The sequence below is a fragment of the Streptomyces sp. NPDC053367 genome (genome assembly GCF_044545925.1).
GTDB lineage: Bacteria > Actinomycetota > Actinomycetes > Streptomycetales > Streptomycetaceae > Streptomyces.
The window spans coordinates 1-26,773 of the sequence record NZ_JBITYN010000002.1 but is presented as its reverse complement, the minus strand read 5'-3'; the positions used below and the strand labels follow the sequence as shown (position 1 = coordinate 26,773).

The following is a 26,773-nucleotide window of genomic DNA, read 5'->3' as shown; positions in this document are numbered from 1 at the left end:
CACAGCGCAGAGGCCGCCCCGCCCAGCCCAACACCCACACCGGGCCCGGACGTGGGATCGCCGCCCACCCCGCACCGACCCCCGCGACCCGGCGAACCCCCACCCGAGGTCCCGCCCCCCACCCGTGGCGACACGAGCCCGACCCGCCGCACAGGCGCACCACCGACGACCTGCCGTCCCGGCACAGCCCCGGTGTCCGCGGACACGCCTCGCCCCGATCAGGAGCACCCCTCGCCTAGCCGGGCTCGGGAGTGTAGACATGGCTCATGGTCCGGCTTGTGGGGCGGTCCGGGAGTCGGTCGGCCCGTCGTCTCGGGAACGGGCGCGCGGTGCGGGCGCCCGGCAGTGCTCGTCCGATGGGTGAGCGGCGCGCCCGGCACGCGGCGGACCGGCCGCGGTGGCGGCGGGTCGCGGCTCCCGGCGCGCGTCGTCGGGGCGGGTTCGGTCTGCGGGAGGCACTCGGCGGCCGGAGCCTGGCCGGGCAGGTGTTCGTCTTCCAGGTCGTCATCGTGCTGCTGCTGGTGGTCGCGGCGGTGGCGGCGCTGGTGCTGCAGGGCCGGGTGGACACCACGACGGAGGCCCGTCACCGGTCGCTCGCGGTGGCGGAGACGTTCGCCAACGCGCCCGGCACGCGTGAGGCGCTGGCCGCCCCGGACCCGACGGCGGTGCTGCAGCCGCGCGCGGAGGCGGCCCGGCTGGCCTCCGAGGTGGACTTCATCGTCGTCACCGATCCCGACGGCATCCGCTACACCCACCCCAAGCCGGACCGCATCGGCAAGAAGTTCGTCGGGAACATCGCCCCGGCGCAGGCCGGCGGCACCGTGGTCGAGGAGATCGACGGCACCATCGGCCGCCTGGTGCAGGCCGTCGTGCCGGTCAAGGCGGACGACGGCACGGTCGTCGGTCTGGTGTCGGCCGGCATCACCACCGCGCGCGTGGGCGGCACGGCCAACGATCAGCTGCCGCTGGTGCTGGGCGCGGCGGCGGCCGCCCTGGCGCTCGCGCTGGCCGGTACGGCGCTGGTGAGCAGACGGCTGCTGCGCCAGACGCACGGCCTGGGCCCGGACGAGATGACCCGGATGTACGAGCACCACGACGCGGTGCTGCACTCGGTGCGCGAGGGCGTGATCATCGTCGGCGCGGAGAGGGAGCTGCTGCTCGCCAACGACGAGGCGCACCGGCTGCTGGACCTGCCCGCCGACGCCGAGGGCCGGCAGGTGAGCGAGCTCGGCCTGGACCCGGACACCGCCGAGCTGCTCGCCTCGGCGAGGATGGCCACGGACGAGGTGCACCTGGTCGGCGAACGGCTGCTCGCGGTGAACCAGCGGCCCACCGATCTGGCGGGCGGCCCGGCCGGCAGCGTGGCCACCCTGCGCGACTCCACCGAGCTGCGCGCGCTGTCGGGGCGGGCGGAGCTGGCCCGGGAGCGGCTGGACCTGCTGTACGCGGCCGGGGTGCGCATCGGCGGCAGCCTGGACGTGTCGCGCACGGCGGAGGAGCTGGCGGAGCTGAGCGTGCCGCGGTTCGCGGACTTCGTCAGCGTGGACCTCTTCGACGCGGTGCTCGGCGGTGAGCAGCCGGAGGCCGGCACGGAGCTGCGCCGCACGGCGTTGAGCGGCATCCGCAAGGACGTGCCGCTGTTCCCGGTGGGCGAGCGGATCCGGTTCGTGCCCACCTCCCCGCAGGCCCGCGCCCTCGCCACGGGAGAGTCCGTGGTGGAGGCCGACCTGGGGCAGGCGTACGGCTGGCAGGAGCAGGACCAGGAGCGGGCCGGGCAGGTGGTGGAGTACGGCATCCACTCGCTGATCACGGTGCCGTTGCGGGCGGGTTCGCTGATCCTGGGGCTGGTCACGTTGTGGCGCTGTGAGCAGCCGGAGCCGTTCGACGAGGAGGACCAGGCCCTCGCGGAGGAGCTGGCGGCCCGGGCGGCGGTCGCCATCGACAACGCGCGCCGCTACACCCGTGAGCACACCATGGCGGTCACGCTGCAGCGCAGTCTGCTGCCGCGCTCCCTGCCGGAGCAGTCCGCGCTGGAGATCGCCTACCGGTACCTGCCCGCGCAGGCGGGCGTCGGGGGCGACTGGTTCGACGTCCTGCCGCTGTCCGGGACGCGGGTGGCGCTCGTCGTGGGCGACGTGGTCGGTCATGGGCTGCACGCGGCGGCGACGATGGGCCGGCTGCGCACGGCGGTGCACAACTTCGCGGCGCTGGACCTCGCCCCCAACGAACTGCTGTCGCTGCTCGACGAACTCGTCGCGCGCATCGACCAGGACGAGGCGGAGGAGGGCGGCAGCGCGCCGGTGACGGGCGCCACCTGCCTGTACGCGGTCTACGACCCGGTCGCGCGCCGCTGTTCGATCGCGCGGGCCGGTCACCCGCCGCCCGCGCTGGTACGGCCGGACGGCGAGGTCGAGTTCATGGACGTGCCGGTGGGGCCGCCGCTGGGCCTGGGCGGGCTGCCGTTCGAGACGGCGGACGTGGAGCTCGCCGAGGGCAGCCGGCTGGTGCTGTACACCGACGGGCTGGTCGAGGACCGGGGGCACGACATCGACGTCGGCCTCGAACTGCTGGGCGAGGCGCTGAGGCAGGCGGGGCCGTCGCCGGAGGAGACCTGCCGGACGGTGGTGGACGCCCGGCTGCCGGCCAGGCGTGGCGACGACATCGCCCTGATCGTGGCGCGCACCCGGGCGCTGGCGGCGGACCGGATCGCCGAGTGGGAGGTGCCGTCCGACCCGGCGGAGGTCGGGCGGGTGCGCGCGGCGGTCACCCGCAGGCTGGACGAGTGGGGCCTGGAGGAGCTGGTGTTCACCACGGAGCTGATCCTCAGCGAGCTGGTGACCAACGCGATCCGTTACGGCGCCGGGCCGATCCGGGTGCGGATGCTGTTCGACCGCACCCTGATCTGCGAGGTGTTCGACAGCAGCAGCACGGCCCCGCATCTGCGGTACGCGGCGATGACCGACGAGGGCGGGCGCGGCCTGTTCCTGGTCGCGCAGCTCGCCGAGCGCTGGGGCACCCGCTATGTCGCCGACGGCAAGGTCATCTGGGCGGAGCAGCCGCTGCCGTGAGGGAGTTCTCGCAAGGGGTGTGGTCAAGCCCCGACGAGTCTGATAGGAAACCTTACTATCAGTTCGGCAACACGGAACCCGCTCAACTCCCCGCCCCCACACGGAATCGGAGCCCCGTGATGCGATCCTTCACGACCGCGAGCGCCTCGCGCCGCACCCTGCTCGCCCTGTTCGGCGCCGCGCTGGCGTCGGCCCCGCTGCCCGGCTCACCCCGCGCGTACGCCGCCCCCGAGCGCGCCGCGGGGCTGGACGACCCCGCGAAGAAGGAGATCGCCATGCAGCTGGTCTCCAGCGCGGAGAACTCCTCCCTCGACTGGCGCGCCCAGTACAAGTACATCGAGGACATCGGCGACGGCCGCGGATACACCGCCGGGATCATCGGCTTCTGCTCCGGCACCGGCGACATGCTCGACCTGGTCGAGCTGTACACCGCGCGCCGCCCGGGCAACGCCCTGGCCCGCTATCTGCCCGCCCTGCGCGAGGTCGACGGCACCGACTCGCACGAGGGCCTCGACCCCGGCTACCCGGGCGACTGGCGCCTGGCCGCCCGGGACGGGGCGTTCCGGCAGGCCCAGGACGACGAACGCGACCGCGTCTACTTCGACCCCGCCGTACGGCAGGGCAGGGCGGACGGGCTGCGCGCCCTCGGCCAGTTCGCCTACTACGACGCCCTGGTCATGCACGGCGACGGCACGGACCCCACCTCGTTCCGCAGCATCCGCGCCCGGGCGCTGCGCTCGGCCCAGCCGCCGTCGCACGGCGGTGACGAGGTGCGCTACCTGCACGCGTTCCTCGACGCGCGGGTGTGGGCCATGAGGCAGGAGGAGGCGCACAGCGACACCAGCCGGGTGGACACCGCCCAGCGGGTCTTCCTGCGCACGGGCAACCTGGACCTGGACACCCCGCTGGACTGGCAGGTGTACGGGGACAGTTACCACATCGGCTGACGTCAGCCGGGGGCGGCGGGGAGCAGGCGCGGCTCGATGCGCTCCTCCACCGCCTCGCCGCCCTCGCCGCGCACCACGTAGGCGCCCTTGCCGGGGATCTCCGTGACGGCCTCGACGAGCCGTGTGCCCCGGTAGACGAGGCCGACCCCGTCATCGGTGCAGTGGGCCTCGGGGAAGGTGCCTTCCGCGACGAGCCGGTGCATCAGCGGGCGCCGGCCCGGGTCGGAGTCGTAGTGCACGCCGTTGCCGTACGGCAGCAGGCCGAGGGCGTCGGTGACGGGGCGCAGTCCGGGCCCGTAGGAGTCCGTCGTGCCGCCCTGGAACCAGCAGATCGAGCCCGCGCTCACCCCGCTGAGGACCACGCCCGCCTCCCAGGCGCGGCGCATGATCCGGTCCAGTCCGTGCACGCGCCACACCGCGAGCAGGTTGGCGACCGAGCCGCCCATGACCCAGACGACGTCGCTGTCGAGGACGGCGCCCTCCATGTCGTCCAGGTTGGGCATCGGGAACAGTTGCAGCGGGGTGAGGTCGAAGCCCGCCTCCCGGGCCGCCTCGGCCATCCGGGCGGCCGTGGCCTCGGCGTCGCCGATGGCGGTGCCGACGTAGAGGACGCGGGGGCGGCGGCCGTGCACGCCGGACAGGTCGACGGCGTGGTGGACCAGGGAGTCGAACAGCAGCCGGGTCCGCCGGCCCATGCGGTGGCCGCCGGAGGTGGCGAGGACGGTCGGTTCCGGGGCTGTCATGAACTGATCATATCGGCCGCCTCCGGCCGGGATCGCGGCGACCGACGGAGTGCGCGGGCGCCGGGCACGACGAAGGCCCGGTCCGTGCCGGTTCCACGGGCCGGGCTCGTCGGATGGGAGGCGTCAGCCGCCCGCGAGGCGCGAGCGCAGAAGTTCCTTGCCGAGCTCGGCGCCCTTGCGGCTGTCCGCCTGCGCCTTGCGGAACAGGTCCGCGACCTCGTTGTCCTTGTCGCGTTCGGCGTCCTGGATGTACGTCTCCAGACGCAGGGCGTTGCTCAGGCAGGCCTCCACGTACCAGATGAGGTTGTAGTCCTTGTCCTGTGTACCGGTCACCTGGCCGGTCTCGGTGCCACTCGTCATGCGGCCCTCCACTTCGCGGATCTCGGTGCTTCTCCGCCGGTCCCGGGTCGTCGTGTCACCGGGCGTGACGGATCATTTCGGCGCGGGCCGAGTACCCGCACCCGCGCCGTACACACCGTCCGCGCGGAAGATCGCCGGAGGCGGGCCCACCGCGCTCCTGGGCGGCCGCGGGGCCCGGCCGGGCGCCGAGGGGCCGACCGGTCCCCCGTGCCGGTCGCGCCCCTGCGGCTCGCCGAACCTACGTGCGTGGTCCGCCGGTTGGGAAGCGTGTCGATGCCCGGTCCGGAGCCGCGAGGACTCACCTGTGCACAGGGCCGCCCGGATGCTCCCGGTTCGCCGCCCCGGGCACGGCTACAGCACCGGCGGGGGAAGGTCGCCCAGCGCCAGGTGGGCCAGGACGACCTCGTACAGGTCGCTTCCGGAGGCGAGGAGCTGGCGCTGCAGCACGGGCTCGGCGCCGCGTACGTGGTCGCGCACGGTCTGGGCGTGCACACCGAGTGTCTGCGCGGCCCGCTCGGCGTTGGCGCCCGCCGCCAGCCAGGCGCGCAGCGTGCGGCGCAGATCACGGCCGTCGCCGTCCAGCAGGGCGAGCAGCGCGCGGGACCAGGTGCGCAGGGCGGGGTCGGCGAGCAGGTCGCCGAACGCGGTGCGGGCGGGTTCCTGCCGCGGCGGTGGTTGTTCGGTCAGGCCGGCCTGGGAGTTCAGGGCGAGATGGACGGCGGCGCGGACTCCGAGGTCGGAGAAGTCGGCGCCCAGCAGGCCCTCCACGCGCTCCATGCGGGCGCGCACGGTGTTGCGGCTGACACCGAGGACCTTCGCCGCGCTGACGGCGGTGAACTCCAGGCCGAGGCGGGTGGTGGCGAGCAGCTCGGCGCGTGTGTGGTGGGCGAGACCGTCGAGCGGGCTGAGCAGCCGCGCGGCCCAGGTGTGCAGCGCGCGGGGGTCCAGGAGGCGTTCGGGGTGGGTGCGTTCGGCGTACAGGGCGGCCTTGTCGGGGCGGAAGCGGGCCACGGCGAGGGCGCTGACGGCCTGTCCGTACGCGGTGGCGGTACGGGCGAGGCTGTGCCGCCGGCTGCCGCCGAGGAAGGTGCCGGCGCGGCTGCCGACGAGCGCGTGCAGCCGCTCGGCGGCGGCGTCGTCGGGGACGACGACGATGACATGGGCGTCGACCGCCGGGCAGCGCACGACGAGGGCGCGCTCGCCGGTGGCGTCGAGGCAGTCCTCGGCGAACCGGTCGCGGTCCTCGGGCCGGCTCTCGACGACGTAGACGCGGGCGGTGTCGGTGTCCAGCAGTCCGGGCCACAGGCCCGCGGCGACCCTGCGGGCCGAGACGGTGTCCTCCACCATGAGCAGCTGCAGGATGGCGAGGCGCAGGTCGTCGGCGGCGCGTTCGAGGCGCCGGGACGCGAGCGCGGACTCGCCCGCGCCGAGAAGGAGTTCCACGACGGCCGCGGTGTGGGTGACGATGTCGAAGGCGCGGCGGTCGAAGGGTGCGGTGCGGGACACGGCCAGGACGGCGGCCGGCTGCGGGCCCGGCCGCTCCACCCGGACCAGCCGCAGATGGCGTCCGGCGTCCTCCACGGCCGCCGAGGCGATGCGTCCGGCGCCGACGTCCGCGGCGAGCGCGTCGTCCAGGGCGACCGGACGTCCGGCGAGCAGGGTGCCGTCGTGGCCGCGCAGGCAGACGGCCCCGTCCACGGTCCTCGCGAGCCAGTCGGCGACCCGGCCGAGGTCGCGGCCCGTCGGCCGCAGATGGCCCAGCAGCTCCTCCGCCCAGGCGGACCGCCCGCAGTCCCGCGCTCCGCTGCCGCGGCCGGCCATGCCGCCCCTCCTCGCCTGTCGTACGGCCCTGATCCGTTCGGACGTTACCTCAGGGACCTGGGAAGACGTCGGGGACGTCGGCGCAGTTCCCGGCTGCAGGCGACCTCCGCCCCAGAGTCGGTGGTGCTCCACGTCTTCAGCACCACCGGGGTCAGGCCGGCGGCGCAGCCGTCGAAGGGGAGCACGTCGCCGACCACTTGGTCCACCGGTACCTCGACGAACGGGGCCGCCGCGCGGTCGCCCTGCCGCTGCGGCGCATCGCCGGCGAGGAGACGGCGTCCGAGGCACTCACGCCGGAACTGCGCGTCCGCGAGTCGACGGGAGGACCGGTCGGGGCGCCGCTGTGCCGACAGGGTCTCGCGGGCCCACAGCCGGGATGCGCGGCGCACGCTCCCGTCGGGCATAAGCTCGGGCAATGGCGAAGTACTACGACGTGCACCCCGACAACCCCCAGCCGCGCACCATCTCCCAGGTCGCCGACAGCGTCCGCGGCGGCGCGCTGATCGCGTACCCGACGGACTCCTGCTACGCGCTGGGCTGCCGTCTGGGCAGCCGCGACGGCATCGACCGCATCCGCTCCATCCGCCGGCTGGACGACCGGCACCACTTCACCCTCGTGTGCCAGGACTTCGCGCAGCTCGGCCAGTTCGTCCGCGTGGACAACGACGTCTTCCGGGTGATCAAGGCCTCGACGCCGGGCAGTTACACCTTCATCCTCCCGGCGACGAAGGAGGTGCCGCGCGCGATGCAGCACCCGAAGAAGAAGACCGTCGGCGTCCGCATCCCCGACCATGTCGTCACCCAGGCGCTCCTCACCGAGCTCGGCGAGCCGCTGCTGTCCAGCACCCTGCTCCTGCCCGACGAGGACGAGCCCCTGACCCAGGGCTGGGAGATCAAGGACCGCCTCGACCATGTGCTGGACGGCGTCGTCGACTCCGGCGAGTGCGGCACCGAGCCGACGACGGTGATCGACTTCTCGGGCGGCGAGGCGGAGATCGTACGCCGCGGGGCGGGAGACGTCTCCCGGTTCGAGTAGCGGGACCGGGCCCGCGCAGGTGGCGGAACAGCGCGCCCCGCAGGCGCCGGGGAACAGCGCGCCCCGCCGGTGCCGGGAACAGCGCGCCCCGTGGGTGCCGGCGACAGCACCGGGCGCGCCCCCGCGCACGCGCCGGGCGCAGCGCGTGCCACTATGACCGCCGGAGCCCGGCACCCCGGCCGGCGAGACGCTCCCCGCCGACCGTGCAAGGAGGCACCGCCATGACCGCCGCGGAACGGGCGATCGAGACAGCGGCCCTGGACATCCCCACCGGGGACGGCACGGCCGACGCGTTTCTCGTGCACCCGGCCGGCGGCGGGCCGTACCCCGGGGTGCTGATGTACATGGACGCGTTCGGACCGCGGCCGCAGCTGCTGTCGATGGCGGAGCGGCTGGCGTCGGCGGGGTACACGGTCCTGCTGCCGAACGTGTTCCACCGGCACGGCCGCGCCCCCGTGGTGCCGTTGCCCGAGTTCATCGACGAGTCGGCCGAGCACGCGCTGTTCGAGCATCTCGGCCCGATCCTGCGGAGTCTGACGCCGTATCAGGGCATGCGGGACGCGGAGGCGTACCTGCGCACGCTGGCCGACTCCCCCGCGGCCGCGGACGGACCCGTGGGTGTGACCGGCTACTGCATGGGCGCCCGGCTGTCGCTGCTGACAGCGGGCACCTACCCGGAGCGGGTCGCGGCCGCGGCCGGGTTCCACGGCGGCCGGCTCGCGGCCGACACACCGGACAGTCCGCACCTCCTCGCCGGCCGGATCACCGCCGAGCTCTACTTCGGACACGCCGACGCCGACCCCGTCATGCCCGCCGAGCAGATCGCGCGCCTTGGGCAGGCCCTGACCGCGGCGGGCGTACGGCACCGAAGCGAGGTGTACGCGGGCGCCCCGCACGGCTTCACCCAGGCCGACTGCCACGCCTACGACGCCGAGGCGGACGCCCGGCACTGGTCGGCCCTGCTCGATCTGCTGGGGCGGACCCTGACGTAGGCCGGGGGACGGCGCGGCGGGGGCCGACCCGGGAGCGGCCGGGCGCTGTGCGGCGGCGACTGTGCCGCAGTCATTGACATGCTCGCACCCCCACGCCAATCTGAGAGCGCTCTCACAGTGGTCCGGACCAACTTTGCCCCCCACCCGATCACGACGCACGGAGACGCAGCATGTTCGCAAGCCTCCGACGCCGCCTGCCCGTTGTGGCCGCGGCGGCGGCACTGCTCGGCACCCTCCTCACGGTCGGTGGACCGTCGACGGCGGACGCGGCGGTGCCCAGCACGATCCCGCTGAAGCTCACCAACAACTCGGGCCGCGGCGAAGCGGTCCACGTGTACGTCCTCGGCACCTCCCTGACGACCGGTCAGCAGGGCTGGGCCGACGCCAGTGGTGCCTTCCATCCCTGGCCGGCCGGCGGCAACCCGCCGATCCCGGCGCCCGACGCGTCCATCCCCGGCCCGGGGGCCGGACAGTCGAAGACGATCAGAATCCCCAAGCTGTCGGGGCGGATCTACTTCTCCTACGGCCAGAAGCTGGTGTTCAAGCTGGCCACCGGCGGCCTGGTGCAGCCGGCCGTGCAGAACCCGTCCGACCCGAACCGCAACATCCTCTTCAACTGGTCGGAGTACACGCTCAACGACTCGGGCCTGTGGCTCAACAGCACCCAGGTGGACATGTTCTCCGCTCCCTACGCGGTCGGCGTACAGCGCGCCGACGGCAGCGTGGCGAGCACCGGGCGCCTCAAGTCCGGTGGCTACAGCGGGGTGTTCGCCGCACTGCGCGCCCAGCCGGGAGGCTGGGGCAACCTGGTGCAGACCCGGTCCGACGGGACCGTGCTGCGGGCCCTGTCGCCCGCGTACGGCCTGGAGACGGGGGCGCTGCCCGCGAACGTCCTGGACGACTACGTCAACCGGGTCTGGCAGAAGTACGCCACGACGACCCTCACGGTCACGCCGTTCGCGGACCAGCCGGGGACGAGGTACTACGGCCGGGTCTCGGGCGGCGTCATGAACTTCACCAACTCCTCCGGGGCCGTGGTCACCAGCTTCACCAAGCCCGACGCAGCGAGCGTCTTCGGCTGCCACCGGCTGCTCGACGCCCCCAACGACGCCGTGCGCGGCCCGATCTCCCGCACCCTGTGCGCGGGCTTCAACCGGTCGACGCTGCTGACCAACACCAACCAGCCGGACACCTCGTCGGCCGGCTTCTACCAGGACGCGGTGACGAACCACTACGCGCGGATCATCCACGCGCGGATGGTGGACGGGAAGGCGTACGCGTTCGCGTTCGACGACGTCGGCCACCACGAGTCGCTGGTCCACGACGGCAACCCGCTCCAGGCGTACCTCACCCTGGATCCGCTGTCCTGACCCTTGGCGCCGCCCGGCCGCCCACACCGATCCCGTGGGCGGCCGGCGGTCGCGGCCCACCCCGCCACGGTGGACGCGACCCTTCCGACCACCGACGCCCCCGGCGGCCTCACCTCCGGTGTCGCACGGCCCTGTCGACCGACCGCAGACGAGGACGACCCAGGTCCGGCTCCCCCCGCTCCGATCGCCTTGTTACGGTGCACGCGTGTCCGAATCCTCACGCGAGACCGCCAGGGGCGCCGGCTGGGGCGCCGCCGAACCGGGCGAGTACAAGCGGCTGATGCCGCCCAGGCCGAAGAAGCTGTTCTGGCTGGACCCGCGCACCATGTGGGGCGCCCGCAACGGGGCGCTCGCCTCCCTGTTCGGCGACCCCACGGGCCGCACCCGCGCCCGCTGGACGGCCCAGCGTGCGGCGGCCGGGGCCCCGGCGGACCGGGTGATCCGGCGCGACGACCCGGACCGGTTCTCGTTCCTCGTGATCGGCGACACCGGCGAGGGCCACGAGCCGCAGTACGCCGTCGTACCGGGCATGCTGAGGGTGGGTCAGGACACGCGGTTCGCGGTCGTCGCCAGCGACGTCATCTATCCGGTCGGGGCCACCGACGACTACGCCGCGAAGTTCTTCCGCCCGTACCAGGACTACCGGGCGCCGGTGTACGCGATACCGGGCAACCACGACTGGTACGAGGACCTCACCGGCTTCATGCGGGTCTTCTGCGACGACGCCCCGCCGCTGCCCGCCGAGCCCGCGCCCCGCCCCCTCACCCGGGCCTGGCTGCGCTCCCTCCTCTGGCACCGGCCGAGCCCGGTCGACGAGGAACTCCTCGCCGCGGCACGCAAACTGCGCTCGGACACGGCTCAACAGGCCGTCCAGCCCGGCCCGTACTGGGCGATCGACGCCGGGCCGATACGCATCGTCGGCATCGACACCGGACTGCTCGGCACCCTCGACGCCGAACAGGGAGCCTGGCTGCGGGAGGTGTCCCGCGACCCGCGCCCGAAGATCCTGATCACGGGGCGGCCGCTGTACGTGGACGGCGAGCACCACCCCTGCCGGATCGAGGGCGGCGGGACGGTCGACGACATCGTCCGCGACCCGGCAAACCGCTATGTCGCGGCGATAGGCGGCGACATCCACAACTACCAGCGCTATCCGGTGGACGTGGACGGCCGCACCGTCCAGTACGTCGTCGCGGGCGGCGGCGGGTCCTTCATGCACGCCACCCACACCATCCCGCGCGTGTCGGTGGGCGGTGTGACCGAGCAGGAGTTCCGCTGCTATCCGCTGCGCGGCGACTCGCTCGCCTTCTACAGCGCGCTCTACGGCCGCCGCCTGCGGCTGCCCCGCTTCTTCACCCTGACCGAGGCCGAGGCGACAGCCGTCGTGTCCAAGCGCCTGGAGATCACCCCGGGGCGCTCGCCGCAGCCGACGACCCGCGTCACCCGCCGCGCCCGCCTGGTCGCGTCCCTCCTGGGCACGGGCCGCCGTCCCGACAGGGGCACCCGCTTCCGCCTGCCGGTGCGCAAGGCGTACACGGACCTTCTGTCCCCCGGCTCGGCGACGTACAGCCCTCCCTTCTTCAAGAGCTTCCTGCGCCTGGACGTCTCCCCTGACGAGATCCGCCTGCGCTGCCATGCCGCGACGGGCAACCGCGCCCAGGAACTGGAACCGCCGGTGGAGGACGAGGTGACGATCCCGCTGAGGTGAGCGAGCCGACCGCCGGGCCTCACTCCTGTCCGTGACCCTGGTCAATGGGTACAGCGCAGGTCGCCCGGGTACCCGGGGCGTTCGGAAGGAGGCTCACCGGTGGCTGACGAGGACCGGCTGCGGGCGTACCGCGGCAAGCGCGACTTCTCCCGGACTGCGGAGCCCGAGGGGCGTGAGGCGCCGGACGGCGACGAGCCGCACTTCGTCGTGCAGATCCATGACGCGAGCACGATGCACTTCGACTTCCGGCTCCAGGTCGACGACGTGCTGAAGTCCTGGTCGGTGCCGAAGGGGCCGTCGGCCGACCCCCACGACAAGCGGCTGGCGATGCCGACCGAGGACCATCCGCTGGAGTACGAGGAGTTCGAGGGCGTCATCCCGGCCGGCGAGTACGGCGGCGGCACGGTGATCGTCTGGGACCACGGCACGTACGAGCCGCTCAGCCACGACCGGCGGGGCCGGCCCGTCGACTTCGCCGAGTCCCTGGAGCGCGGGCACGCCACCTTCCGGCTCAAGGGCTCGAAGCTGCACGGCGAGTACGCGCTGACCCGGTTCCGCGGCGGGGACGACGGCGAGCGCGAGGCATGGCTGCTGGTGAAGGCGGCGAAGGGCCCGAAGGGACAGGGCGCCCCCGACCCCCGGCGGGCGCGCTCGGTGCGGACGGGGCGGACGCTGGGGCAGGTCGAGGCGGAGGGCTGACGCCCGTCGTGGCCCCTCCTCACCGCAGACGCCGTGCGAAGAACGCCTCCGTCACGTCCATCGAGTCCGCCCAGCGCGGTCCGAAGGTGTGCCCCTCCCCCGGCCAGGTCCGCAGCTCCACGTCCTTGCCGGCCGCCTCGAACGCGGCGGCCGTCTCCTTCGACCACCGCGGCGGGCAGACGACGTCGGCGGTGCCGTGGTGGATCAGCAGGGGCTCGGTGACCCGGTCGACGTACGTCACGGGCGAGGCCGCCCGCCAGAAGTCCGGGTTCTCCTCGGGGCTGCCGTGCTCGGCCTCGACCGCGGCTGTCAGCGGGTCGCCCGTGCCGCGCCCGAAACGCTCGAGGTTCTCCTCCGGGCGGGAGCTGACCGGTGCGAACACCACGGCCGCGTCGACCAGTCCGGGTGCGACGACCAGCACGTTGTAGACGACGCCGCCGCCCATGGACCGGCCCAGCAGGCCGATCCGGTCGCCGTCGATCTCCGGGCGGCCCGAGCCGCGCAGCGCCAGCACGGCGCCGATGACGTCCTCGGTGTAGCCGAGCCGGAGGTCGACGTCGTTGTCGGGGTCGCGGTCGGAGCCGGCGTGGTTGCGGTAGTCGGTGTGCAGCACGACATAGCCCGCGCGGGCCAGCCGGTCCTGTTCCCTGGCCAGGCCGCGGCCGCTGGTGTAGACGGCCGGGTCGATGTAGCCGTGCGCCAGCACGAGCGCGGGGAAGGGGCCCTTGCCGTGCGGGACGTTCATGATCCCGGAGATCCTCAGGCCGTTCGCGCGGTAGGTGACGGCGTAGCGCGTGTAGGCGTCGGTACGGGCCAGGACCGTGCGGGTGCGCAGGCCGGTGCCCCGGTGGTCGCGGGCGGCGAGTCCCGGGATGGAGACGGGGTCGACCGGGGAGGGAGTGGGGGTGGGGGTCCCGGCGCGGGTGGGGGTGGAGCTGTCCGCTCGGGTGGGGGCCGGGTCGGCGGTGCCGTCGCCGTCGGTGCAGCCCGCGAGGGCCGCCAGCACCAGGCAGACGGTCACCGTGGCCTTGCTCCGCAGCAGCCGCACGAGGCCAGTATCCCTGATGTGCGGATTCCGGCCCGGAGGCGCCCGTCCTGCGCCTATGTTCGGGCTGCGTGCCTTGTTCGTCGTGTCCCCGACAGGTCAGGAGGCCTCCGTATGCCCCGCCGCCGCACCGCGCTCCGCCTCGCCACCGCCGCCGTGCTCACCTCGGCCGCCGTCCTCGCCGGAGGTGCGGCCGAGGCGACCCCGCCGGGCCCCGGTGTGACGGGGCGGGTCATCGCGCAGACCACCGTCGGGAACACCGACTACATCCTGCGCGAGGTGACCGTGCCGCCGGGCCAGTCGACGGGCTGGCACTTCCACGACGGCCCGCTGTACGGCTACGTCAAGGAGGGCACCCTCAGCCACTTCGACGCGACGTGCGCCTCGGACGGCGTCCATCCGCGGGGCTCGACCGTCGAGGAGCCGGCCGGGGACGTCCACATCGGCCGCAATCTGGGGACGACGACGGTCGTCCTGGAGGTGCTGTACGTGCTCCCGCACGGGGCGCCGTTCTCCCGGGACGCGGCCAACCCCGGCTGCCCCTTCGAGTAGGCCCGCCCGCTTCAGCCGCGCAGGACGGCGAGGGCGCGGTCGGCGTGGGTGTTCATGCGCAGTTCGCTGCGCACGACCTCCAGCACCTTGCGGTCGCGCCCTATGACGAAGGTGACGCGTTTGGTGGGGGCGAGGCTGAACCCCCGCTTGACGCCGAAGCGTTCACGGACCGACCCGTCGGCGTCGGACAGCAGCGGCATGCCGAGCGCGTGCTTCCCGGCGAACTCCGCCTGCCGGTCCACGGTGTCGCCGCTGATGCCCACCGGGGTCGCGCCGACCGCGGCGAACTCGGCGGCCAGGTCGCGGAAGTGGCAGGCCTCGGCGGTGCAGCCGGGCGTCAGGGCGGCGGGGTAGAAGAACAGCACCACCGGCCCGTCGGCCAGCAGCTCGGACAGCTTGCGCGCGGCGCCCGTCTCGTCCGGCAGCGCGAAGTCCTCGACGGTGTCGCCGACTTGGGGGTGCGCGCCCATGTTTCCTCCTCCGGTGGCCTGCCGCGCCACCCTACTCGACGGTATTACCGGCGGTCCCGGCCCCCCGGTGTATGGCCGAAAGACCGCCGGAAGACGTCGATGAAGGCGCTCGCGGAGGACCAGCCGCAGCGGTGGGCCACGGTGGTCACCGGGGTGTCCTCGGCGAGCATGCGCAGGGCGTGGTAGAGGCGCGACTGGGTGCGCCACTGCGGGAAGGTCATGCCTAGTCCGGTACGGAAGAGTCGGCTGAGGGCGCGCTCGCAGGCGCCGGTCGCGGCACCCAGTTCGGCGAGGGTGCGGCGGCTGACGGAGCCCGGGGGCGGGTGAGGGCGTCCGCCGGGGAGGGGCGCGCCGCTCCTGGGCGGCCCCCTTTCAGGGGAAACCCGACCCGTGGGCGTATGCCCGGCCCCGGCGGTGTCGACATGTCAAGCCGTGACCTTGCCGCTGATCGCCCCCATGCTCGCCACGCCCGGCACGCTGCCGCCCGCCGCGCAGGACACGCGCTGGGCGTACGAGACCAAGCAGGACGGGCAGCGGGCGGTGGTCTACCTGCCCGGGGACGGGAGCCTGGTCCTGCGGGCCCGTTCCGGTGAGGAGATCACCGCGGCCTACCCCGAGCTGCGGGCGCTGGGAGCCGCGCTGGGCGGCACCGCCGCGGTGCTGGACGGCGAGGTGCTGGCGCTGGACGAGCGGGGCCGCTCGGACTTCCAGATGCTGCAGGCGCGGATGGGCCTCGCCCACGCCCCGGCCCGCGCGGCGCGCAAGGCCGCCGAGGCGCCGGTGCACCTCGCCCTGTTCGACGTGATGCACCTCGGTGACCGCTCCCTGCTGCGCCTGCCCTACCGGCGCCGCCGGACCCTGCTGGAGGATCTCGGGCTGCGGGGCCCTTACTGGTCGACGCCCGCGGCGCTGGTCGGCCACGGCGAACAGGCCCTGCGGGCGACCCGCGAGCACGGCCTGGAGGGGCTGGTGTGCAAGCGGCTGGACTCGCTGTACGAACCGGGTGTGCGCTCCCGGAACTGGATCAAGATCCGCAACATGACCGGCGTGGACGTGATCATCGGCGGCTGGCTGCCCGGCAAGGGGCGGCTCACCGGACTGCCGGGCGCGGTACTGGTCGGCCAGCGGGCGGGGGGCCGGCTGCGCTACGTGGGCGGGGTGGGCACCGGCTGGAGTCAGACAGAGCGCGAGCAACTGGCCGAGCTGCTGCGCGCCGAGGCCACCGACGTGTGCCCCTTCGACCCGGTCCCACGGACGCCGGGCGCGCACTGGGTGCGGCCCCGCCTGGTCGGCGAGGTCCGCTTCAGCACCCGCACCCGCTCGGGCATGCTGCGCCAGCCGTCGTGGCTGCGGCTGCGGCCCGACCTCACACCGGAGGAGTCCTCGGCGGACCTGCCCGACGACGTCGTCTGACACGCCGTGTCGGACGGTTCTTCACCCCTGTGACACCTGCGGCCTCTTGGCGTGCCCGGGAATCGGCGCCATGCTGAACTGCCCTTCCCCCCACGCCTGTTGAAGGAGGACGCAGTGTCGTCACCGAGGTCCGCCCGGCCCCGCAGAAGATGGCTCGCCGTACCGGCCGGGGCCGTCGCCCTGGTCGTCGCCTTCCCGGGCACGGCCCTTGCCGCACCGCCGCAGGCGCTGCCCGCGAACGCCGACGGCCTGGAACAGACGTTCCAGCCCGCCTACGACTACGACACCGACGGCTGCTACTCCACCGCGGCCATCGGCCCCGACGGGACGGTCAACAGCGGGCTGAACCCGACCGGCGCCCTCAACGGCCAGTGCCGTGACTCCTGGGACCTGGACAACACCAACGGCTACTCCCGCTACAAGTGCAACAACGGCTGGTGCGGCATCCTGTACGGCCTGTACTTCGAGAAGGACCAGGCACTCCCCGGCACCAGCATCGGCGGCCACCGCCACGACTGGGAGCATGTGGCGGTGTGGGTGCAGGACAACCAGGTGAAGTACGTCTCGACGTCCAACCACGGCTCGTTCACCGTGCACGCCGCCTCCCAGATCCGCTTCGACGGCACGCACGCGAAGGTCGTCTACCACAAGGACGGCATCAGCACCCACTGCTTCCGGGCCGCCAACGCGAACGATGAGCCGCCCGAGAACCACAAGCACACCTGGCAGTACCCGCCGCTGGTCGGCTGGAACGGCTACCCGGCCGGCATCCGCGACAAGCTCGTCTCCTACGACTTCGGCAGCGCCCACTTCGGCCTCAAGGACGGCAGCTTCGCCTTCCACCTGGCCTCGGCGAAGCCGTCCGGCATCCCGTTCGACCCTTACGCCTGAGCCGTCCGGCCTAGGACTCGGGTCCGCCTCCGTCTGGGTCGCGGGCCCGAGCCGCCGCGGTGCGGGGCCGCCTAGCATCGCGGCCATGAGTGCCCACGACACGAGCGGACGGCTCGACGAAGCCTTCGAACGCCTCCACACCCGCGGTCCGGAGTTCCGGGGCTGGCTCAGCAACCACGCGCCCATGGTGGCCGAGGCACTGGCCGCGCACGGGCAGGCAGGGGCCGTGCACCGCTGGCTGGACCTGTACGGCGACCGGCTCGAGGAGTTCCCGGCACCGACGGAACCCGTCACGGACGACAACTGGCCTGCGGCGCTGGGCGATCCGCGCCGGGCCGCCGACTGGATCGCCTACTTCTCCCGCGCCCTGGCCGAACGTCCCTGGCGGGCCGTGCTCGCCGAGTGGTGGCCGCGCCTGCTGCCCGGCCTGTACGCGGCCGCCACGCACGGCGTCATCCGGGTCGGCCACGCCGTACGGGCCCTGGAGGCCGAGGACAACGCGCCGCGCCGTGCCGAACTCGCCCAGGCGCTCGGCTACTGGGCGGCCCGCCACCTCCCCGTGACCGGCATCCAGCCGCTGCCCGGCGCCGCGAGCGCAGCGCAGAGCCTGGACCTCGTGCCCGGCATCGAGTCACCCGAGGGCGGCTATCCGGCCCGGCTGGCCGCCGTACGCCGACTGCCGCTGTGGGCGCGGGAGGTGACCGACCCGGACACGGCGAAGGAGCGGCTCAGCGAGCTGGTGCGCGCGGCCACCCATCGCTACGCCACCCACGGCCATGGCGACGAGACCATGCTCGTGCACGCGGCGACCGCCCCCAACGCCGTGCTGCGGACGCTGGACGCGCTGCCGCGCGAGCTGTGGGTGCCGAGCCTGCACGCGGCGTGGACCGCGTCGGCGGCGGTCACGGCGATGTACGCGCCCGACGCGCCGGCCGACTACACCCCGCCGGCCCGGCTCACCGCCGAGGAGGTGGTCGAACGCGCCCTCGCGCACGGCGACGAGCACGTCATCAAGCTCACCGACACCGCCCTCGACGTCGGTGACGAGCGGGCGCTCGCCGCGGCGCAGCGTTCGATCGAGCTGAGCCGGCCGCTGGTGTGAGGCAGCCCGCGGCTGCTTCGGGGGGCGACGTGGGGCGAGCGGCCTGCGTCGCCCGGTCCCGGGCCACTATCGTGGGCGCATGTCCGTACCCGAATTGATCCGGATCGTCTCCCGGGACTCGCCGATGGCGCTGGCCCAGGTGGAGCGTGTCCGCGCCGAGTTGGCCGCGCTGTACCCCGACGTCCGCACCACGGTGGTGCCGGTGAAGACCACCGGCGACAAGTGGCTCGGCGATCTGTCCCAGGTCGAGGGCAAGGGGGCGTTCACCAAGGAGGTCGACGCGGCGCTGCTGGCCGGGGAGGCCGACCTCGCGGTGCACTGCGTCAAGGACGTGCCCGCCGACCGGCCGCTGCCCGCGGGCACGGTGTTCGCCGCGTTCCTCAGGCGCGACGACATCCGCGACGCCCTGGTCCACCCGGACGGACTGACCCTGGACGAACTGCCGGCCGGGTCCCGGATCGGCACCTCGTCGGTGCGCCGGATCGCCCAACTGGCGGCGACTCACCCGCAGTTGCAGTGTGTGCCGTTCCGCGGCAACGCCAACCGCCGGCTGGAGAAGCTGGCGGCGGGCGAGGCGGACGCGCTGCTGCTCGCGGTGTCGGGCCTGGAGCGGATCGGGCGCCGGGACGTGATCAGCGAGGTGCTGTCGCCGGAGACGATGATGCCGCCGATCGGCGCGGGCATCCTCGCCCTGCAGTGCCGGGAGGGCGACACCGCCCTGATCGACGCGGTGAGCGCACTCGGCGATCCGGCCACGCACCGGGAGGCCACCGCCGAGCGGATGTTCCTGCATGTGCTGCAGGGCCACTGCAACAGCCCGATCGCGGGCTACGCGCGCGTCGACCGCACCGGTGAACTGTCCCTGCGGGCCTGCGTGTTCACCCCGGACGGCAAGACCCGGCTGAACGCCCACGAGTGGGCGGGCCGGCTGGACCCGGCCACGCTGGGCACGTCCGTCGCGGTCGCGCTGCTGCGGCAGGGCGCGCGCGAGATCATCGACGGCATCCCGCACTGAGGCGCCGGCGGGGCGCCGCTCAGGCGGTGCCCTCCTCGGCCTGGTCGCGCAGGAAGGCGCTCACCTGGTGGGCGACGCCGCAGCCGGGGCCGGTGTGCGTGCCGTGGCTCTCGTGCAGGCCGAGGCCGCCCGCCCACAGGTGGCGCCCGGTCCACTCCTCGTCCACCCGGAGCTGGATCTGCACGTCGATCTGGGTGAGCGCGGCCTCGGGCCCGGCGGCGTAGAGCACGGCGGTCGCCCGGCGCAGCGGGTAGACGTCGAAGCCCTCGACGAACTGGGAGTTGCGCCAGTCGAGGAAGGCGCCCTCGCCGTCGGGGCCGATGCGCACGTCGATCTGACCGTCCTCCAGATGGATGCCGAGCGGGCGCTCCCCGCGGTTCTCGACGGTCACGCGGACGCTGAAGTAGGTCAGCCCCTCGGCGGCGTCGTCACGGCCGCGCGGCGGCTCGGACCGCTCAAGACGGTGGACGCGGACGCGCAGACCGGCATGCTCGTCGTACTCCTGCCAGTCACCGACCACGTTCGGCTCGCACACAATGCACCCTCTCGACTCCCCAGACGTGCTTCCTATCCGTGGGCCGATCGCACTGTCAAATGAGCGGAATGCGCGGTGGCAGGGGCCTTCGGGGTCATGATCGGCGATCAAGCGCTGCCCAGGCAGAACGCCGCCGCGGCCGTCCGGGCCGTCACAGGCGGCGTGCTGCACATCACGTTCCCCGTCCTCCCCGGCACACCGAGCGGACCTTCTTTCCCTTTTGTAACCTTTCCGTGTGGAGTCGCCTGATTGCGGGGCGTAGAATCATTCATGAAATGCGTTTCGTCTGTGTCTCCACAGGGAATCCGCATCTCAGTGCTTCGGAACGGAGGCACATCCGTGGGAGTCCGCCCGCTCGGCCCCCGGTGTCTCCGCGAGTACGAGCCCGCACCCCCCACGGTGAGTCCCCATACGGCACCTACCTGCCCAGGGAGGTGCGCATCGTGCGTATCACCGGCAGAACGAGGCAACACCCTCACGACGACGCCCCCGACACCGCCGAGGCCTTCGACAGGCTGCGGCAGCTGCCCGCCGGGCCCGAGCGTGAGGCACTCCGGGACGAGCTGGTCAGGGCATGGCTGCCCATGGCCGAGCGCATCGCCGTCCGCTTCCGCGGCCGCGGCGAGGCACTGGAGGACCTCTATCAGGTGGCGGCCCTCGGACTGGTGAAGGCCGTCGACCACTACGACCCGGCCCGCGGTCACGCCTTCGAGGCGTACGCGGTACCGACGGTCACCGGAGAACTCAAGCGTCACTTCCGTGACCACATGTGGACGCTCCACGTCCCCCGTCGCGTCCAGGACCTGCGCAATCGCGTCCGGCGCGCCACGAAGGAACTCTCCCAGACCACCCCCGGCCGGCCGCCGACCGTCGCCGAGATCGCCGCCTACGCCGATCTCACCGAGAGCGAGGTCCGCACCGGTATGGAGGCCCTGGAGTGCTTCTCCGCGCTCTCGCTCGACGCGGAGATGCCCGGCACCGACGGTTACGCCCTCGGCGACGCCATCGGCGGTCCCGACCCGAGCTACGACATCGTCGTCGACCGGGTCGCCGTCAAGCCGTGCATCGAAGCCCTGCCCGAGCGCGAGCGGACCATTCTCTACCTGCGCTTCTTCCAGGGCATGACGCAGAGCTCCATCGCCGAGCAGCTCGGCATATCGCAGATGCACGTCTCACGGCTGCTCAGCGGCTGCTTCGCCCACCTGCGCGAGGAACTGCTCGCCGAGGTCCGGTGAGCAGCGGACCTCACTCGGAGGGAGCACCCGGGATCTGCGTCGGGCCGTGGCGGTCGAGGGCCGCCTCCAGCTCGGCGCGGATCTCCGGGGCGATCTCCCCCGCACGCCCCCACAGCAGGATCAGCTCGGCGACGGTGCGCAGCTTGACGTTGGTGTGCTGCGAGACCTCGCGGAGCACGGTCCAGCCCTGGTCGGGCGCGATGCGCCCCAGCGCGACCATCATCCCGATCGCCTGGTCGACCACGGCGTGCGAGGTCACAGCCTCCTTGAGCTGCTGGACCTCTTCCTGCAGCTCGATGATCCGATCGGTCTCGTCCGCGGGTTCGCCCGGTCCGTCTGCCACGGATTCATATTCCTGCTCCGGCCGGGCACACGCCAGCGGGGTACTCGGCGGGTGTTCGGCAGGCGGCGCAACCGGTTCACGTCGGACACTGGGAGCAGCATCAAGGCCGGCGCCCCACGACCCCAGGACGAGTGCCATGAACGACCACCCGACACCCTCCGCAAAAGAGGTCGTCACCACCCACTCCGTGTTCGGCGCGCCCTGCTGGGTCAGCCTGACCAGTCGCGACCTGCCGGCCACCGAGGCCTTCTACAGCGCCGTACTGGGCTGGCGGTGGCGGTCGGCCAAGCTCGGCGACCGGTTCCGGATCGCCCTGGCGGACGGGGCACCGGTGGCGGGCATCGCCGGGGTCGCCACGATGTGGCAGATGGCCGTCGCCTGGACCCCGTACTTCGCGGTCGCCAGCGCCAACGACGCCGTCGCCCGCGCCCAGGAGCGCGGCGGCACCACGGCCGTCGGCCCGATCTCCTTCCCGCCCGGCCGGGCGGCCCTGCTCGCCGACCGCGACGGCGCGACCTTCGGGATCTGGGAGGGCGAGCTGATCACGGACTGGGACTCCTGGCGCCGCGCCGCCCCCGCCTTCATCCGGCTGCACACCCGCGACGCCTTCGACGCCGCGATCTTCTACGGCGAGGTCCTGGAGTGGGCCACGGCGCGTCCCGGCTGCTGCGAGGTCCACTACGAGGGCGACGAGGTCGTCCTGCGCAGCGGCGGCGACATCGTCGCCCGGATCGAGTCGGGTGCCCTCGAAGCCGCCCCCGACCCGACCATCCGCCCCCACTGGCAGGTGCACTTCGCCGTCGACGACGTCACCAGCTGCGCCCGCGCCGCCGAACAGCACGGCGGCAGTGTCCTCGGCAAGGGCGCCGACGACGCCGTCCTGCGCGACCCGGACGGGGCGCAGTTCACCGTCACCTCGCACCGGGAACGCTGAGCCTGGCCGCCCGCGTCACCGGCACCACACGGCGAGGCGCCCCCGGACCCGCGGCCGGGTCCGGGGGCGCCTCGCCGGGCCGGCCGCGTCAGCGTGTCCCGCGGGACGGGCGGGACAGCAGGACCAGGGCACGGGCGCCGACCGGGACCACCGTGTTCGCCTTGTACTCGGTCTCGTCCGGGACGCCCTGCGGGTCGGCGGTGTCGATCAGGGCCGTCCAGCGCTCGCCGTACGTGGCGTCGGGGAGCTTGAATTCGACCGGCTCCCAGTAGCTGTTGAGCAGCAGCAGGAAGGAGTCGTCCACGACCGGGCGGCCCTGCGGGTCGGGTTCGGCGATCGCGTCGCCGTTGAGGAAGACGCCGACGGAGTGCGCGTCGGGGCGCTGCCAGTCGCCCTCGGTCATCTCTGCGGCGTCCGGCGCCAGCCACACCAGGTCGGGCAGGGGCTGCCCGGCGTGGGTGACCGTCTCGCCGCGGAAGAAGCGACGGCGGCGCAGCACCGGGTGCCCGGCCCGCAGCTCGATCAGCCGCCGGGTGAACTCGAGCAGATCGCTCTGCTCGTCGGTCAGCTCCCAGTCGACCCAGGACAGTTCGTTGTCCTGGCAGTAGGCGTTGTTGTTGCCGCGCTGGGTGCGGCCGAGTTCGTCGCCGTGCAGGATCATCGGGATGCCCTGCGACAGCAGCAGCGTGGCGAGGAAGTTGCGCTGCATCCGGCCGCGCAGCTCCCGCACCGAGGGGTCGGTGGTCTCGCCCTCCACCCCGCAGTTCCAGGACCGGTTGGCGCTCTCGCCGTCCTGGTTGCCCTCGCCGTTGGCGTCGTTGTGCTTGTCGTTGTAGGACACGAGGTCGCGCAGCGTGAAACCGTCGTGCGCGGTGACGAAGTTGACGCTCGCACGCGGCCGGCGCCTGCTGTGCTGGTACAGGTCGGAGGACCCGGTCAGCCGGGAGGCGAACTCCGCGAGGGTGTTCTCCTCGGTGCGCCAGAAGTCGCGCACGGTGTCGCGGTAGAGCCCGTTCCACTCCGACCACAGCGGCGGGAAGTTGCCCACCTGGTAGCCGCCCTCGCCGACGTCCCACGGCTCGGCGATCAGCTTGACCCTGCTGATCACCGGGTCCTGCTGGATCAGGTCGAAGAACGCCGACAGCCGGTCCACCTCGTGGAACTGCCGCGCCAGCGTCGCCGCGAGGTCGAAGCGGAAGCCGTCGACATGCATCTCGGTGACCCAGTACCGCAGTGAGTCCATGATCAGCTGAAGGACGTAGGGGTGCCGCATCAGCAGGCTGTTGCCGGTGCCCGTGGTGTCGTAGTAGTGCCTCCAGTCGCCGTCGACCAGACGGTAGTAGGAGGCGTTGTCGATGCCGCGGAAGGACAGGGTCGGGCCCTTCTCGTTGCCCTCGGCCGTGTGGTTGTAGACCACGTCGAGGATCACTTCCAGGCCCGCCGCGTGCAGCGCCTTCACCATCGACTTGAACTCCGCGACCTGCTGGCCGCGCGTGCCGTGGGCGGCGTAGGCGTTGTGCGGGGCGAAGAAGCCGATCGTGTTGTAGCCCCAGTAGTTCGCCAGGCCGCGGTCGCGCAGCACGCCGTCCTGCACGAACTGGTGCACCGGCATCAGCTCGACGGCCGTCACCCCGAGCGAGACGAGGTGGTCGACGACCGCGGGGTGCGCGAGACCGGCGTAGGTGCCGCGCAGTTCCGGCGGCACATCGGGGTGCGTGCGCGTCAGGCCCCTGACGTGCGCCTCGTAGATGACGCTGTCGGCGTACGGCCGCCTCGGCGGGCGGTCCTCGCCCCAGTCGAACCAGGGCTCGGTGACCACCCCCAGCATGGTGTGCCCGGCGCTGTCGGCCGGGTCGGGCCCGGACGCCGAGCGCTCGTACAGCGAGGGGTGGTTGTCGATCTGCCCGTCGACGGCGGTGGCGTACGGATCGAGCAGCAGCTTGGCCGGGTTGCAGCGCTGGCCGAGGGAGGGGTGCCAGGGTCCGTGCACCCGGTAGCCGTAGCGCTGGCCGGGGCCGATCCCCGGCAGATAGCCGTGCCACACGAAGCCGTCGACCTCGGTCAGCGGCACGCTCCGGCTCTGCCCCGCGTCGTCGAAGAGCACCAGCTCCACGCGTTCGGCGACCTCGCTGAACAGCGCGAAGTTGGTGCCCTGGCCGTCGTAGGAGGCGCCCAACGGGTAGGGGTGCCCGCTCCATGCGGACACCCCGTCCCTGCGGGTCCTTCGCCCGGTCACCGGGCGTCCTCCAGGACACCCTCGGCGTCGCGGACGAGGCCCGCCAGCAGCGCGGCCGGGACCTCGCGGGGCACCTGGAGCACCTCGCGCAGGTTCGGCGCGGGCACGGTCGGCACCAGCGGCACGCGCTCGCCGGCGCGGGCCCGCTGCGAGAACCAGATCACCTTGCTGCCGGTGTCGGTGGCGCAGCAGCCCCAGCCGTCACTGGTCGCGGCGAGGTGCTCCAGGCAGTCGCGCAGGTCCTGGTCGGGGCGCAGATCGCAGTCGTTCTCACCGATGGCGGTGATCAGATGCTGGCCGTTCCACCACATCTCGATGGAGGTGCGCTTGTCGGTCGCGTGCTCGTCGATCGCCCTCAGCAGCAGTTCGGCCGCGCGGCGGACGGGTTCCACGATCGTGTCCAGGTCCCAGTGGCGGAGATGGGCTGCCAGGATGCGTCCGACCTGTCCGACGCGTTCCGGGCTGACTTCCACGTCGAGGTGGTAGTAGCAGGGCACTGCGGTCTTCATCGTCGTTTGCTCCTCACCGGCCAGGCTCTCGCCGCTCCGGATCTCGCGAACCGGCCCCGAGCACGAAGCGTGAGCACCGATCGCTCCTGAGTGACCTCCACTGTGAACGCGCTAGTCCATTCGTGCAACACGAGACACGCCGGACACTCGTTGAAGCTCCAACAAGACGCTGGGTCGTCGTGCGTGCACCATGAGTGAAGGCCCCGAGCGCCCCCGACCGTCGGGACGGCGCCGTTCGCGGCCCCCGGAAGGTGAACCCCGCCATGCTGCTACCCGCCGAAGCCGAAGTCGCCCGGCAGCTGCGGCGGTACCGGGCCTGGGAGCGCCTGATGCTCGCGGCCCCGGCCGACCGCACGGTGCGCGCCACTTTCGAGGACTCGGGATACACGCTGTGCGTGCTCATGGGGAAGCGCTGCGCCCGGGAGGCCGCCGAAGCCGCCGAACGCTTTCTGCGCCAGGGCGCGGCCGCGTTCGCCTGCGAGCCGGAGCAGACCCGTCGGCCGCACCCGCACCGGCGGACACGCCGACTGCCGTTCACGGCCCGGCGCACCACCGCGGGAAGGTAGCCCCACACACGGAGGCAGCCGCTTCCCGGTGCAGTACCGGCAGTACCGGCAGTACCGGCAGTACCCAGCAGCGGCCGACAGGCCGGCGTCGAGCACGGCGGAGGAGAGACCCATGAGCGCGCCCGAGACCATCGGCCGCATCCCGGTTCGCGACGTCCACCCGGTGGTGGAGGGCGGCCGGCGTCCGGCCAAGGCGGTGGAGGGAGAGACGTTCCAGGTCACCGCCACGGTGTTCCGCGAGGGCCATGACGCCGTCGCGGCGAACGTCGTCCTGACCGGCCCCGACGGGCGGCCCGGTCCCTTCACGCCGATGCGCGAACTGGCCCCCGGCAGCGACCGCTGGGGCGCCGAGGTCACCCCGGGCGCGCCGGGCCGCTGGACCTACCACGTGGAGGCCTGGAGCGACCCCGTCGCCACCTGGCGGAACACCGCGTGCGTCAAGGTCCCGGCCGGCATCGACACCGGCCTGGTCCTGGAGGAGGGCGGCGACCTGTACGAGCGGGCCGCCGCGGGCGTCCCCCGGGGCCCGCGGCGCAAGGCGCTGCTGGCGGCGGTGGAGCTGCTGCGCGACGACTCGCTCCCGGTCGCGACCCGCCTGGCCGCGGCGCTGACACCGGACGTCGACGAGGTGCTTGCGCGGTATCCGTTGCGGGAGCTGGTGACGGCTTCGGAGCCGATGCCGCTGCTGGTGGAGCGTGAACGGGCCCTGTACGGCTCGTGGTACGAGTTCTTCCCCCGCTCGGAGGGCACCCCGCACCAGCCCCACGGCACGTTCCGCACCGCCGCGCGCCGACTGCCCGCGATCGCGGCGATGGGCTTCGACGTGGTCTACCTGCCGCCGATCCACCCGATCGGCACCACCCACCGCAAGGGCCCCAACAACACCCTCTCCGCGGGCCCCGAGGACGTGGGCGTGCCCTGGGCGATCGGCTCCCCGGAGGGCGGTCACGACGCCGTCCACCCGGCGCTGGGAACGGCGGAGGACTTCGCCTGGTTCGTACGCGAAGCCGAAGCGCACGGGCTGGAGATCGCGCTGGACTTCGCGCTGCAGTGCTCCCCCGACCACCCTTGGGTGCACAAGCACCCGGAGTGGTTCCACCACCGCCCCGACGGCTCCATCGCGTACGCGGAGAACCCGCCGAAGAAGTACCAGGACATCTACCCCGTAGCCTTCGACGCCGAC

General features: G+C 73.1%; 26 protein-coding genes and 1 pseudogene. 16 read left to right on the top strand and 11 right to left on the bottom strand.

Features of this window, described 5'->3' with window-relative positions; translation table 11 throughout:
• Positions 1-266: 266 nt before the first annotated feature.
• Positions 267-3,068: a SpoIIE family protein phosphatase gene (locus tag ACIGXJ_RS06590; protein WP_399642188.1), complete on the top strand. Its 2,802-nt coding sequence runs from the start codon at positions 267-269 to the stop codon at positions 3,066-3,068.
• 119 nt (positions 3,069-3,187) lie between these two features.
• On the top strand, positions 3,188-4,015 hold the full coding sequence (locus ACIGXJ_RS06585; protein WP_399642187.1) for a chitosanase: 828 nt from the start codon (positions 3,188-3,190) through the stop codon (positions 4,013-4,015).
• Between the two features lie 2 nt (positions 4,016-4,017).
• Here ACIGXJ_RS06585 and ACIGXJ_RS06580 read toward each other — a convergent pair whose 3' ends face one another.
• The 4 genes from ACIGXJ_RS06580 to ACIGXJ_RS06565 all read right to left on the bottom strand — a co-directional run bounded on the left by ACIGXJ_RS06580 (position 4,018) and on the right by ACIGXJ_RS06565 (position 7,328).
• Entirely contained in the window at positions 4,018-4,758 is a 741-nt protein-coding gene (locus ACIGXJ_RS06580; protein ID WP_399642186.1) for a Type 1 glutamine amidotransferase-like domain-containing protein, read from the bottom strand.
• Between the two features lie 123 nt (positions 4,759-4,881).
• Positions 4,882-5,118, bottom strand: a complete 237-nt coding sequence (locus tag ACIGXJ_RS06575; RefSeq protein WP_399642185.1) for a hypothetical protein — start codon at positions 5,116-5,118, stop codon at positions 4,882-4,884.
• 351 nt (positions 5,119-5,469) lie between these two features.
• A complete protein-coding gene (locus ACIGXJ_RS06570) occupies positions 5,470-6,939 on the bottom strand; it encodes a PucR family transcriptional regulator (protein WP_399642184.1) in 1,470 nt (489 codons plus the stop codon).
• A gap of 44 nt (positions 6,940-6,983) precedes the next feature.
• Complete coding sequence (locus ACIGXJ_RS06565; RefSeq protein WP_399642183.1) at positions 6,984-7,328, bottom strand: hypothetical protein; 345 nt, start codon at positions 7,326-7,328, stop codon at positions 6,984-6,986.
• A 26-nt stretch (positions 7,329-7,354) separates the two neighbouring features.
• Between ACIGXJ_RS06565 and ACIGXJ_RS06560 the strand changes: the two genes are divergently transcribed.
• The 5 genes from ACIGXJ_RS06560 to ACIGXJ_RS06540 all read left to right on the top strand — a co-directional run bounded on the left by ACIGXJ_RS06560 (position 7,355) and on the right by ACIGXJ_RS06540 (position 12,744).
• Positions 7,355-7,975 (top strand): L-threonylcarbamoyladenylate synthase, encoded by a 621-nt coding sequence (locus ACIGXJ_RS06560; RefSeq protein WP_399642182.1) that lies wholly within the window; start codon positions 7,355-7,357, stop codon positions 7,973-7,975.
• A gap of 221 nt (positions 7,976-8,196) precedes the next feature.
• Complete coding sequence (locus ACIGXJ_RS06555; RefSeq protein ID WP_399642181.1) at positions 8,197-8,967, top strand: dienelactone hydrolase family protein; 771 nt, start codon at positions 8,197-8,199, stop codon at positions 8,965-8,967.
• A gap of 170 nt (positions 8,968-9,137) precedes the next feature.
• Complete coding sequence (locus ACIGXJ_RS06550; protein WP_399642180.1) at positions 9,138-10,337, top strand: glycoside hydrolase family 64 protein; 1,200 nt, start codon at positions 9,138-9,140, stop codon at positions 10,335-10,337.
• A gap of 205 nt (positions 10,338-10,542) precedes the next feature.
• Complete coding sequence (locus ACIGXJ_RS06545) at positions 10,543-12,045, top strand: metallophosphoesterase family protein (protein WP_399642179.1); 1,503 nt, start codon at positions 10,543-10,545, stop codon at positions 12,043-12,045.
• Between the two features lie 99 nt (positions 12,046-12,144).
• Positions 12,145-12,744, top strand: coding sequence for a DNA polymerase ligase N-terminal domain-containing protein (locus ACIGXJ_RS06540; protein WP_399642178.1), 600 nt, complete (start codon positions 12,145-12,147; stop codon positions 12,742-12,744).
• Positions 12,745-12,763: 19 nt separating this feature from the next.
• On the opposite strand, the gene ACIGXJ_RS06535 is transcribed toward ACIGXJ_RS06540, so the two are convergent.
• Positions 12,764-13,792, bottom strand: a complete 1,029-nt coding sequence (locus ACIGXJ_RS06535; protein WP_399642177.1) for an alpha/beta fold hydrolase — start codon at positions 13,790-13,792, stop codon at positions 12,764-12,766.
• Positions 13,793-13,903: 111 nt separating this feature from the next.
• Between ACIGXJ_RS06535 and ACIGXJ_RS06530 the strand changes: the two genes are divergently transcribed.
• Positions 13,904-14,341, top strand: a complete 438-nt coding sequence (locus tag ACIGXJ_RS06530; protein ID WP_399642176.1) for a cupin domain-containing protein — start codon at positions 13,904-13,906, stop codon at positions 14,339-14,341.
• An 11-nt stretch (positions 14,342-14,352) separates the two neighbouring features.
• Here ACIGXJ_RS06530 and ACIGXJ_RS06525 read toward each other — a convergent pair whose 3' ends face one another.
• A complete protein-coding gene (locus ACIGXJ_RS06525) occupies positions 14,353-14,811 on the bottom strand; it encodes a peroxiredoxin (protein ID WP_399642175.1) in 459 nt (152 codons plus the stop codon).
• Between the two features lie 44 nt (positions 14,812-14,855).
• Positions 14,856-15,110: pseudogene (locus tag ACIGXJ_RS06520) on the bottom strand (helix-turn-helix transcriptional regulator); the annotation flags it as partial.
• A 133-nt stretch (positions 15,111-15,243) separates the two neighbouring features.
• Here ACIGXJ_RS06520 and ACIGXJ_RS06515 point away from each other — a divergent pair.
• From ACIGXJ_RS06515 to hemC, 4 genes are all read left to right on the top strand, one after another.
• Positions 15,244-16,224: an ATP-dependent DNA ligase gene (locus ACIGXJ_RS06515; protein WP_399642174.1), complete on the top strand. Its 981-nt coding sequence runs from the start codon at positions 15,244-15,246 to the stop codon at positions 16,222-16,224.
• Between the two features lie 114 nt (positions 16,225-16,338).
• Positions 16,339-17,115, top strand: a complete 777-nt coding sequence (locus tag ACIGXJ_RS06510) for an NPP1 family protein (protein ID WP_399642173.1) — start codon at positions 16,339-16,341, stop codon at positions 17,113-17,115.
• A gap of 85 nt (positions 17,116-17,200) precedes the next feature.
• Positions 17,201-18,217: a questin oxidase family protein gene (locus ACIGXJ_RS06505; protein ID WP_399642172.1), complete on the top strand. Its 1,017-nt coding sequence runs from the start codon at positions 17,201-17,203 to the stop codon at positions 18,215-18,217.
• A 79-nt stretch (positions 18,218-18,296) separates the two neighbouring features.
• Positions 18,297-19,232 (top strand): hydroxymethylbilane synthase, encoded by a 936-nt coding sequence (gene hemC, locus ACIGXJ_RS06500; RefSeq protein WP_399642171.1) that lies wholly within the window; start codon positions 18,297-18,299, stop codon positions 19,230-19,232.
• Between the two features lie 19 nt (positions 19,233-19,251).
• Here hemC and ACIGXJ_RS06495 read toward each other — a convergent pair whose 3' ends face one another.
• Entirely contained in the window at positions 19,252-19,767 is a 516-nt protein-coding gene (locus tag ACIGXJ_RS06495; protein ID WP_399642170.1) for a hypothetical protein, read from the bottom strand.
• Between the two features lie 443 nt (positions 19,768-20,210).
• Here ACIGXJ_RS06495 and ACIGXJ_RS06490 point away from each other — a divergent pair, with 443 nt between their 5' ends.
• Positions 20,211-21,002, top strand: coding sequence for an RNA polymerase sigma factor SigF (locus tag ACIGXJ_RS06490; RefSeq protein WP_399642169.1), 792 nt, complete (start codon positions 20,211-20,213; stop codon positions 21,000-21,002).
• A 10-nt stretch (positions 21,003-21,012) separates the two neighbouring features.
• Here ACIGXJ_RS06490 and ACIGXJ_RS06485 read toward each other — a convergent pair whose 3' ends face one another.
• Positions 21,013-21,345 carry an ANTAR domain-containing protein gene (locus tag ACIGXJ_RS06485; RefSeq protein ID WP_399642168.1) on the bottom strand — a complete coding sequence of 111 codons (333 nt, stop codon included), beginning with the start codon at positions 21,343-21,345 and terminating at the stop codon, positions 21,013-21,015.
• Between the two features lie 136 nt (positions 21,346-21,481).
• Between ACIGXJ_RS06485 and ACIGXJ_RS06480 the strand changes: the two genes are divergently transcribed.
• Positions 21,482-22,279 (top strand): VOC family protein, encoded by a 798-nt coding sequence (locus tag ACIGXJ_RS06480; protein ID WP_399642167.1) that lies wholly within the window; start codon positions 21,482-21,484, stop codon positions 22,277-22,279.
• Positions 22,280-22,367: 88 nt separating this feature from the next.
• On the opposite strand, the gene glgX is transcribed toward ACIGXJ_RS06480, so the two are convergent.
• Positions 22,368-24,515: a glycogen debranching protein GlgX gene (gene glgX / locus ACIGXJ_RS06475; protein WP_399642166.1), complete on the bottom strand. Its 2,148-nt coding sequence runs from the start codon at positions 24,513-24,515 to the stop codon at positions 22,368-22,370.
• Complete coding sequence (locus tag ACIGXJ_RS06470; RefSeq protein ID WP_399642165.1) at positions 24,512-25,024, bottom strand: pep a2; 513 nt, start codon at positions 25,022-25,024, stop codon at positions 24,512-24,514. Before ACIGXJ_RS06470 ends, glgX begins: the two co-directional genes overlap by 4 nt.
• A 263-nt stretch (positions 25,025-25,287) precedes the next feature.
• Here ACIGXJ_RS06470 and ACIGXJ_RS06465 point away from each other — a divergent pair, with 263 nt between their 5' ends.
• Positions 25,288-25,590: a DUF5133 domain-containing protein gene (locus tag ACIGXJ_RS06465; protein ID WP_399642164.1), complete on the top strand. Its 303-nt coding sequence runs from the start codon at positions 25,288-25,290 to the stop codon at positions 25,588-25,590.
• Between the two features lie 112 nt (positions 25,591-25,702).
• The coding region (locus ACIGXJ_RS06460; protein ID WP_399642163.1) for a maltotransferase domain-containing protein at positions 25,703-26,773 on the top strand (1,071 nt) is incomplete at its 3' end.